Raw genomic sequence first — 8,138 nt, 5'->3', positions numbered from 1 at the left:
TCTCTCCCCCCGCCCCCCCCTTTACTTCTCCCTCCCCCCCCCCCCCCCCCCCCCACCCCCCCCCCCCCCCCCCCCCGCCGCACGCGGGCGTCACCTGGTGCCTGCGGGGCACGCACCGCGTGAAGGGCTGGTGTGCCAGTATCACCGAACGGTCGAGGGACGAATGACGGACACCGAGCGAGCCGAACAGGTCGGCGGGCCGTCGGTCGTGGCCACCACGGCCGACGGCATCCACGTGCTGACCCCGGCCGGAGAGATCGACCACCACACCGGCGCTCAGCTCCGGCAGGCGCTGAGCGTCCCCGACACCGCCCGGCCCCGTGTCGTGGTCGATCTGCGGCAGGTGACCTCCATGGACTCCAGCGGCGTCGACATCCTCGTCGCCGCCCACCACGCCCTCACCCGGGTCGGCGGCTGGCTGCGCCTGGCCGCACACCCACCGACCCCGTGATGCGCACCCTGCGGATGCGCCGTGAAAGACGGCCGGGTGTGGCTGACGACGCCCCACACCCCGCCCACGAACCGATCACGGCGGGAACACGGCGATCCTCGGCAAGGCCTCCGCCGTCCTGCGCCTGTGAACGGCAGAGGAAGGGGGCCGCCCGGCAGGGCGCGATGATCGCCGGGCGTCCCCCCTGCGCCCACGCCCCGGCCACCGGCAGAACGCCGACGGAGCACCTCCCTGACGGCCCCGGCCGGACGCGGCAGGAGGCTCGGGCCCGCCCCCGGGCGGGGCGGGGCGGGCCCGAGCCCGGGCGGGGCGGGCCGGCGCTCGCCCCGCGCGCCGCCGTGCCCGGTGGGACCGGCGGCGTCCGCACCGCCCGGAGCCGGCGGAGGTGGCGGCCGCAGGCCGGCGGTGGTCAGCCGCGGACGATGTTCTCCGCCTGGGGGCCCTTCTGGCCCTGGGTGACGTCGAAGGTGACCGGCTCGCCCTCGACCAGCTCGCGGTAGCCGCTGCCGGAGATGTTGGAGTAGTGGGCGAAGACGTCCGGTCCGCCGCCGTCCTGGGCGATGAAGCCGAAGCCCTTCTCGGAGTTGAACCACTTGACGGTTCCGCTGGCCATGCTGGTACCTCTCGGTCGCTGTGAGGGAACCGCACCGCGCGGCCCCTGGAGGTGATCGCCCCGGTCCGGCACTGCACAGCAGAACGCCCGCGCGAAAGGCGCGGGCGGTACGGCGAACCACGACATCCGGCAGCGACGTTACACGCGGAGACCGGACCGCACCAGAGAGCCACAGCCACGGACCGGTACTCGGCCCTCCCCCATCCGGGCCGGGACACAGGTGGTCCGGTGGGCTGAGGGCGTGCGGGGCGGCGGGCCCCGGACCCGGCCGTGGACGTGCGCGTCATCTCGGCCTTCCGGCCCTCGCTGCCTCACCGGGAGAGGGCACCGCCGGTCCTCACGCCCGCACCCGCCCTGCCAGGACCGGGCCGGGCTCCGGCCTCGTGGCCGTCTGCGAGCCCGGGGTCCTGGGAGGCCCGGACGGGTCCTGGCAGGACACGTAGGGGGTCAGCGGTCCTCTTCCGCAGCACCGTTCACGTGAGGGTGCGCCGAGGACAGGTGTCGTTCTTCCTTCCGTCCGGGCCCGGTACGCAGCAGGACGGCGAGGGCCGCGGCGGCCGCGGCCGCGGCCAGGCCGAGCAGCAGGGTGCGGTCGGGGACCGCGCCGGCCCACCGGGACAGCCGTTCCTCCCAGGCGAATTCGGCGTCCACTCCCATCAGGGACGGCAGCGCGGAGGTGCCGTCGAAGGCCAGGAAGAGGACGCCGAGCAGGATGAACATCACCCCACCGGCCAGGGAGGTGGTGTGCAGCGGTACTTTCCCGAGGTGGATCACCCGGCCGCGCAGCCACCGTCGGCGCCCGAGGTCGTAGCGGTCCCACAGGGCGGCCAGGACGAACATCGGCACCGCCATGCCGAGGGCGTAGACGGCCAGCAGCGCACCGCCCCGCCAGGGGTTGCCGCCCATGGCCGCGACGGTCAGGACGGCACCGAGGATCGGCCCTGCGCAGAAGCCCGCCAGGCCGTAGACCGAGCCCAGCGCCAGCACGGAGGCCGCGGATCCCGAGCGGCGCCTGCCGGCCGCCTGCTGCAGGCGGCGCGAGCCGAATCCCCGGCCCAGTACCTGGGCCGCACCGAGCGCGATGACCAGCCAGCCGCCGGCCGTGACCAGAGTGTCCCGGTGGCCGTAGAAGAGCCGCCCGGCGAAGGAGCCGGCCACCCCGAGCGGCACCAGGGTGAGGCAGAGTCCCGCGTAGAACAGTGCCGTGCGTCCCAGGAGCCGGGTGCGACTGGTGAAGGAGTACGCGAAGAAGGCCGGCAACAGCAGGGCCGAGCAGGGGCTGAGGAGGGCCAGCAGGCCGCCGAGGAAGGCGACCAGCACGCCGGGGTCACTCATCGCCGTCTTCCCGCTGCCGTGCCTGCTCGGCGGCCTCGTCGATGATGTCGGTGAAGACGTCCGTGGGCTGGGCGCCGAGCACCGGCCGGCCGTTGATCAGGAACGCGGGGGTACTGGTGACCCCGAGGCCGTAGCCCTCCTCGCCGTCCCGGGTGACCGCCTGGTGGGCGGCGTCGGAGGCCATGTCCTTCTCGAACCGCGCGAGGTCCTGGACACCGGCCTTCCGGGCCATGGCGATGAGGTTGTCCTCGCTGAAGTCGCCCGCGTTGCGCCGGCGCGGCTCGGCATAGGCCACGTCGTGGAACTGCCAGAAGCGGTTCTGCCGTCCGGCCGCCCAGCCGGCTCGCGCGGCCTGGTCCGACTCGGCGCCGAAGACGGGGAAGTTGCGCCACTCGAGGCGCAGGACGCCCTTGTCGACGTAGTCGCGGATCAGGTCCGGCTTGGTCTCGCGGGCGAACCGGCCGCAGAAGGGGCACTGGAAGTCGGAGTACTCGATCAGCACGACGGGCGCGTCCGGACTGCCGAGGGCGAGCGGATCGGCGGCGTCCCGGCGGGCCAGGGCGAGCAGTTCCGGGTTGGCCGGCTCCCGTGCCTCGGGGGTCGACACCGTGGCGGGGGCGGCCGTGCCGCCCCCGGTGGTGTCGCGGCCGAGGGTGAGCGTGAGGACGGCGGTCACGACGGCGGCGACCAGCACGATCACGGCGAGGGCGCGCCGGGTGCGGCCGGAGCGGAGCCGGCCGGCTCGCGAGGACGCGGAGGGTGCGGATTTTCCGGGCATGAGGGTGCTCCGAAGGGTGAGGTAAGGATGAGGAGACGTGTGCGCGGAGCGGTGAAAGGCTCAGCGGCGGGCCGGCACGGGGCACGCGTCGGCCGTGGAGAGCCTGCGCAGTGCCGCCTCGGCCAGCAGGACGAGGGAGACGACGGCCACCAGCGGCTGCAGCGGGGCCCAGTAGGTGAGCGCACCGGAGGTGCCCAGAAGAACCAGGACGAGCTTGTTGCAGACGGGGCAGCCCACCGCCAGCAGCGACAGCAGACCACCGGCCGAACCGAGCCGTCCGACGGTCCTCGCGGACGGACCGCTGTGATCCTCCGGCGCGCCCGGGCCGGTGGGACCGGTGCCGTGCGGCGGCCTGAGGAAGGTGGCCAGAACGAGGCCGGCGAGCACCGCGGTGGCGGCGAGCACGGGGTAGTTCCACCACTGGACGGGGACGGAACGGGAGAACAGGGGCGAGGGCACCACCGCGGTGGGCACGCCCACCAGCACCGTGGTCAGTGCGGCGCCGGCCGTGGCGGCGACCCACTGCGGGGACTGCCACGCGGCCAGCGTCGCTCCCGCCCGGCGCAAGGACCGGGAGGAGGTCATGGGAGGGACTCCGTTTCGCTGAGGAGGTGAAGGGACACGGCGCGCGGGCCGGTCTAGATCCTCAGGACGGAGAGCCGTACCGGGTCGGGTACGGGGGGCGCGGCCCCCGGCCCCGCGGATGCGGGGCCCGGGCCCGCCGGCGCGGCCGGTGTCCGGCGCTCCTCGCGTTCCGGCGTCGGCAGCGGCGCGGACGGGCGGGAGCCGTCGCGGGCGGAGGCGGTGTCGGAAGTGACCTGCTTGCCGCAGTGCCCGGTGTCCGACGACGAGGGGCCGGCCGCCTCGTGGAGGGCAGCGCCTTCCCGGGCATCGGTGCTGCCCTGTTCCGCAGCGGCCCTGCTCACGGAGGGCTCTGCCGCGGGCCGTGCGCCGGCTGCGGCAAAGGCCGGTTCCGCGCGGACGGATTCCGCCGCGGACTGCCCGGCCGCGCACAGGGACGAGACCACCAGGGCGACCAGCACCAGAACGCAGCGCAGCACGGAACCCGCTCTGTGGTGCGAGAAGGGCGCTGTCATCGTGAGGGCTCCGTGAGGCGATACCGCGTGCGGGAGCCACGATAGGCCATACCGGCGGGGGTATGCACCCGTGGGTCGTGGAGGCGTCGTTCGCGCCGCGCTCGGGCCGTCGCGGGCTCCGCTCGCGCCGGGAGCGGCGGCGCTCCGGGGCGGCGCCCGGCGGATGCCGAGCCGCGCCTCGGCCGCGATCGCCTCGACCTCGCGACGAGGCCGCAGGACCGACGGCGGGGACGCCGGGACCTCCCCGGGCCGAACCGCGCCGCAAGCCGGCGCCACCCGGGTCCGGCCGGGCGGAAGAGACGGGCCGACGGTACTACCCGGCGGCTTCTTCCCGGAGCAGCGGGGTGACCTGCCGCACTCCCGCCCCCTGGCGGGGACGGAGACCCGGCACGTGAGACGCGTCACTCCGAGATACCCCGGGGGGCATAAAGCGGATCCTGTTACGGTTGAGCTCAGACATACCCCCCCGGGTATCAGTGAAGGCAAGTGAGCAGGAGTTCCCCGCATGGTTCCCGAGATCGACCAGCAGCGGTTCGCCGAGGCGCACGCGGCAGGCGCCCTCGTCGTCGACGTCCGCAACGGTGGCGAGTACCGCGCAGGTCACGTCCCCGGCGCCCGCTCGGCACCGCTTCCCAACCTCCCCCTGACCCTCGCCGAACTGCCCAGGGACCGGCCGGTCCACGTGATCTGCCAGAGCGGCGGCCGCAGCGCACGGGCGACCTCCCTGCTCCGCGACCTGGGCTACGACGCCTTCAGCGTCAGCGGCGGCACCGCCGCCTGGCGCGACGCCGGCCGCCCCACGGTCACCGGCGACGTGCCCGGCACGCCCACCGTCCTCGAGGAGAAGTGATGATCACCGTTCTGCCCGTCGAGACCCCCGGCCTGGGGGACCGCACCTACCTCGCCCACGACGGTTCCGTGGCCCTGGTGGTCGATCCCCAGCGCGACTACGACCGCGTCACCGCGCTGGCCGACGCCGCCGGCGTGCGGATCACCCACGTGTTCGAGACGCACATCCACAACGACTACGTCACCGGCGGCCTGGCCCTGGCCCGCGAGGTGGGCGCGCAGTACCTGGTGAACGCCGACGACGAGGTCTCCTACGAGCGGACCCCGGTCCGCGACGACCAGGTGATCGAGGTCGGCGACACCCTGCGGGTGCGGGCGATCCACACCCCGGGTCACACCCACACCCACCTGTCCTACGCGCTGGAGGCCGACGGGGAGCAGGTCGCGGTGTTCACCGGCGGCTCCCTGCTGTACGGCACCACGGGACGGCCGGACCTGCTGGGCCCTGACCACACCGACACCCTGGTGCGGGCCCAGTGGCGCTCGGCGCACCGGCTGGCCGAGGAACTGCCGGACGAGACGGCCGTCTACCCCACCCACGGGTTCGGCTCGTTCTGCTCCGCGACCCAGGCCACCGGCCTGGCCAGCACCATCGGCCAGGAGAAGCGGACCAACACCGCGCTGACCGCCGACGAGGAGGCCTACGTCGAACAGCTCCTGGCGGGCCTGGACGCCTACCCGGCCTACTACGCCCACATGGGCCCGGCCAACTCCGACGGCCCCGGCAAGCCGGACCTGTCCGCGCCGTCCGTGGCGGACCCGGCCGAGCTGCGGCGCAGGATCGAGGCCGGCGAGTGGGTGGTGGACCTGCGCGACCGCACCGCCTTCGCCGCCGGGCACCTGGCGGGCAGCCTCAACTTCGGCCTGGACGGCCAGTTCGTCACCTACCTGGGCTGGCTGATCCCGTGGGGCACCCCGCTCACCCTGCTCGGCGAGAGTGCCGCGGACGTGGCCGAGGCCCAGCGCGAGCTGGTCCGCATCGGCATCGACCGCCCGGCCGCCATGGCCACCGGCGGCCCCGAGGACTGGGCCGGCGGCGAGCCCCTGGCCGCCTACGAGCGCGCCACCTTCGCCGGCCTCAAGGCCGCCCTGGCCGGCGACGACGACTTCGTCGTCCTGGACGTGCGCCGCGACCAGGAGCGCGCCGAGGCGCACATCCCCGGCACGGTGCACATCCCCGTCCACGAGGTGCCGGGGCGCCTCGAGGAGATCCCCGCGGGCCGCGTCTGGGTGCACTGCGCCGGCGGCTACCGCGCCGGGGTCGTCGCCGCGCTGCTCCACGCCCGCGGCCGCGACGTCGTCGCCGTCGACGACAGCTTCGACAACGCCCGCGGCCTGGGCCTGTGCGCCCTCCCCTCCGAAACCCCCGCAACCTCCGACAACCGACAGGAGTCCCACGCGTGACCACCTCCACCACCCCCCGCGGCCTGACCACCGACGAACTGCGCGCCAGGCTCGACTCGGCCAATCCGCCCCGGCTGCTCGACGTCCGCTCCCCCGCCGAGTTCGAGGGCGCGCACATCCCCGGCTCCTACAACGTCCCGCTGGACACCCTGCGCGAGCACCGCGAGGAACTGACGAAGCACCTGGACACCGACGTGGTGCTGGTGTGCCGCTCCGGCCAGCGCGCCGGCCAGGCCGAACGCGCCCTCGCCGAGGCCGGGCTCCCCGGCCTGGCGGTCCTGGCGGGCGGCATGACCGCCTGGGAGAAGTCCGGCGCCCCGACCGACTACGGCCGGGAGCGCTGGGACATGGAGCGCCAGGTCCGCCTGGTCGCCGGCTCCCTGGTCCTGGTCGGCGCCCTCGGCAGCTTCGCCGTCCCCGGCCTGCAGGCGCTGTCCGCGTTCGTCGGCGGCGGACTGGCCTTCGCCGCCCTCAGCAACACCTGCGCCATGGGCGTGCTGCTGTCGAGGATGCCGTGGAACCGCACACCGTCCTTCGACCCGCGCAAGGCCGTCGCCCGGCTCGCCGACGGCAGGTGACCGGCATGACGCTGACGCTCGTCCTGGTCCTCGCGCTGCTGGTCGGCGTCTTTCTCGGCCTGCTCGGGGGAGGCGGGTCGATCCTGACCGTGCCGCTGCTGGTCTACGTCGCGGGCATGGACGCCAAGGAGGCCATCGCCACCTCCTTGTTCGTCGTCGGCGTCACCTCCGCCGTGGGCATGATCAACCACGCCCGCGGCGGACGGGTCCGCTGGCGCACCGGCGTCCTGTTCGGAGCGGCCGGCATGGCCGGCGCCTACACCGGCGGACTCGTCGGCGGCCACATTCCCGACGTCGTCCTGCTGATCGCCTTCGCGGTCATGATGATCGTCACCGCCGCCGCCATGCTCCGGGGCCGCCGAGGAGTCGACCCCGGCCGGGCCCACCGGCAGCTCCCGGTGGGGCGGGTCCTGCTGGACGGCGCGGCCGTCGGCCTGGCCACCGGCCTGGTCGGCGCGGGCGGCGGCTTCCTGGTCGTCCCCGCCCTGGCATTGCTGGGCGGCCTGCCCATGCCGGCGGCCATCGGCACCTCCCTGCTGGTCATCGCGATGAAGTCCGCCGCGGGCTTCGCCGGCTACCTGTCGAGCGTCCGGATCGACTGGACCCCGACCCTGGCCGTCACCGGGTTCGCGGTCGCCGGCAGCCTGGTCGGGGCCCGGCTGGCCGGGCGCGTCCCCGCGCACGTCCTCTCCCGGCTCTTCGCCTGGTTCGTGCTGGCCATGGGCACCTTCGTCCTGGTCCAGCAGGCCCCTGCCCACACGACGGTCCCGCTGCTGGCGGCGATCGCCGCGCTGGGCGCCGGTGCGGGCGTCTGCTACGGCTTCGTCGCCCGCTGTCCGCTGCGACGCGCCGTGCACCGGACCTAGGGTTCGCCGCCCCCGCTGCCCCGGCGCCCCCGGGGGGGGGGGGGGGGGGGGGTGGGGGGGGGGGGGGGGGGGGGGGGGGGGGGGCGGGGGGCGGGGGGGGGGGGGGGGGGGGGGGGGGGGGGGGGGAGGGGGGTGCGCGAACGCCTGAGGTGGTGATGGTTGTGCTG

The 8,138-nt window shown here is 75.0% G+C and carries 10 protein-coding genes; 5 read left to right on the top strand and 5 right to left on the bottom strand.

Annotation, left to right across the window (positions count from 1 at the left end; genetic code table 11):
* Nucleotides 1-163 precede the first annotated feature (163 nt).
* Nucleotides 164-451, top strand: coding sequence for an STAS domain-containing protein (locus ACZ56B_RS32345; protein WP_468798512.1), 288 nt, complete (start codon nucleotides 164-166; stop codon nucleotides 449-451).
* A 409-nt stretch (nucleotides 452-860) separates the two neighbouring features.
* Here the strand turns inward: ACZ56B_RS32345 and ACZ56B_RS32340 are convergent, their stop codons facing one another.
* From ACZ56B_RS32340 to ACZ56B_RS32320, 5 genes are all read right to left on the bottom strand, one after another.
* Nucleotides 861-1,064 (bottom strand): cold-shock protein, encoded by a 204-nt coding sequence (locus tag ACZ56B_RS32340; RefSeq protein ID WP_437064304.1) that lies wholly within the window; start codon nucleotides 1,062-1,064, stop codon nucleotides 861-863.
* A gap of 447 nt (nucleotides 1,065-1,511) precedes the next feature.
* On the bottom strand, nucleotides 1,512-2,399 hold the full coding sequence (locus ACZ56B_RS32335; RefSeq protein WP_468798509.1) for a cytochrome c biogenesis CcdA family protein: 888 nt from the start codon (nucleotides 2,397-2,399) through the stop codon (nucleotides 1,512-1,514).
* Nucleotides 2,392-3,177 (bottom strand): DsbA family protein, encoded by a 786-nt coding sequence (locus ACZ56B_RS32330; RefSeq protein ID WP_468798506.1) that lies wholly within the window; start codon nucleotides 3,175-3,177, stop codon nucleotides 2,392-2,394. The genes ACZ56B_RS32335 and ACZ56B_RS32330 overlap by 8 nt, the downstream gene beginning before the upstream one ends.
* A gap of 60 nt (nucleotides 3,178-3,237) precedes the next feature.
* On the bottom strand, nucleotides 3,238-3,762 hold the full coding sequence (locus ACZ56B_RS32325; RefSeq protein ID WP_468798503.1) for a hypothetical protein: 525 nt from the start codon (nucleotides 3,760-3,762) through the stop codon (nucleotides 3,238-3,240).
* A 53-nt stretch (nucleotides 3,763-3,815) separates the two neighbouring features.
* A complete protein-coding gene (locus ACZ56B_RS32320; RefSeq protein WP_468798500.1) occupies nucleotides 3,816-4,274 on the bottom strand; it encodes a hypothetical protein in 459 nt (152 codons plus the stop codon).
* Nucleotides 4,275-4,779: 505 nt separating this feature from the next.
* On the opposite strand from ACZ56B_RS32320, the gene ACZ56B_RS32315 reads away from it, so the two are divergent.
* From ACZ56B_RS32315 to ACZ56B_RS32300, 4 genes are read left to right on the top strand one after another with little or no spacing between them, the layout of a single operon-like run.
* Entirely contained in the window at nucleotides 4,780-5,124 is a 345-nt protein-coding gene (locus tag ACZ56B_RS32315; RefSeq protein WP_468798497.1) for a rhodanese-like domain-containing protein, read from the top strand.
* Complete coding sequence (locus tag ACZ56B_RS32310; protein WP_468798494.1) at nucleotides 5,124-6,527, top strand: MBL fold metallo-hydrolase; 1,404 nt, start codon at nucleotides 5,124-5,126, stop codon at nucleotides 6,525-6,527. The genes ACZ56B_RS32315 and ACZ56B_RS32310 overlap by 1 nt, the downstream gene beginning before the upstream one ends.
* A complete protein-coding gene (locus ACZ56B_RS32305) occupies nucleotides 6,524-7,105 on the top strand; it encodes a rhodanese-like domain-containing protein (RefSeq protein WP_468798491.1) in 582 nt (193 codons plus the stop codon). The genes ACZ56B_RS32310 and ACZ56B_RS32305 overlap by 4 nt, the downstream gene beginning before the upstream one ends.
* A 5-nt stretch (nucleotides 7,106-7,110) precedes the next feature.
* Entirely contained in the window at nucleotides 7,111-7,971 is an 861-nt protein-coding gene (locus ACZ56B_RS32300) for a sulfite exporter TauE/SafE family protein (protein WP_468798488.1), read from the top strand.
* The last annotated feature ends 167 nt before the right edge of the window (nucleotides 7,972-8,138 follow it).

It is taken from the genome of Streptomyces sp. NPDC034670, assembly GCF_055574875.1.
Note: the sequence above shows the minus strand (reverse complement) of the source record. Positions and strands in the feature narration are given on the sequence as shown.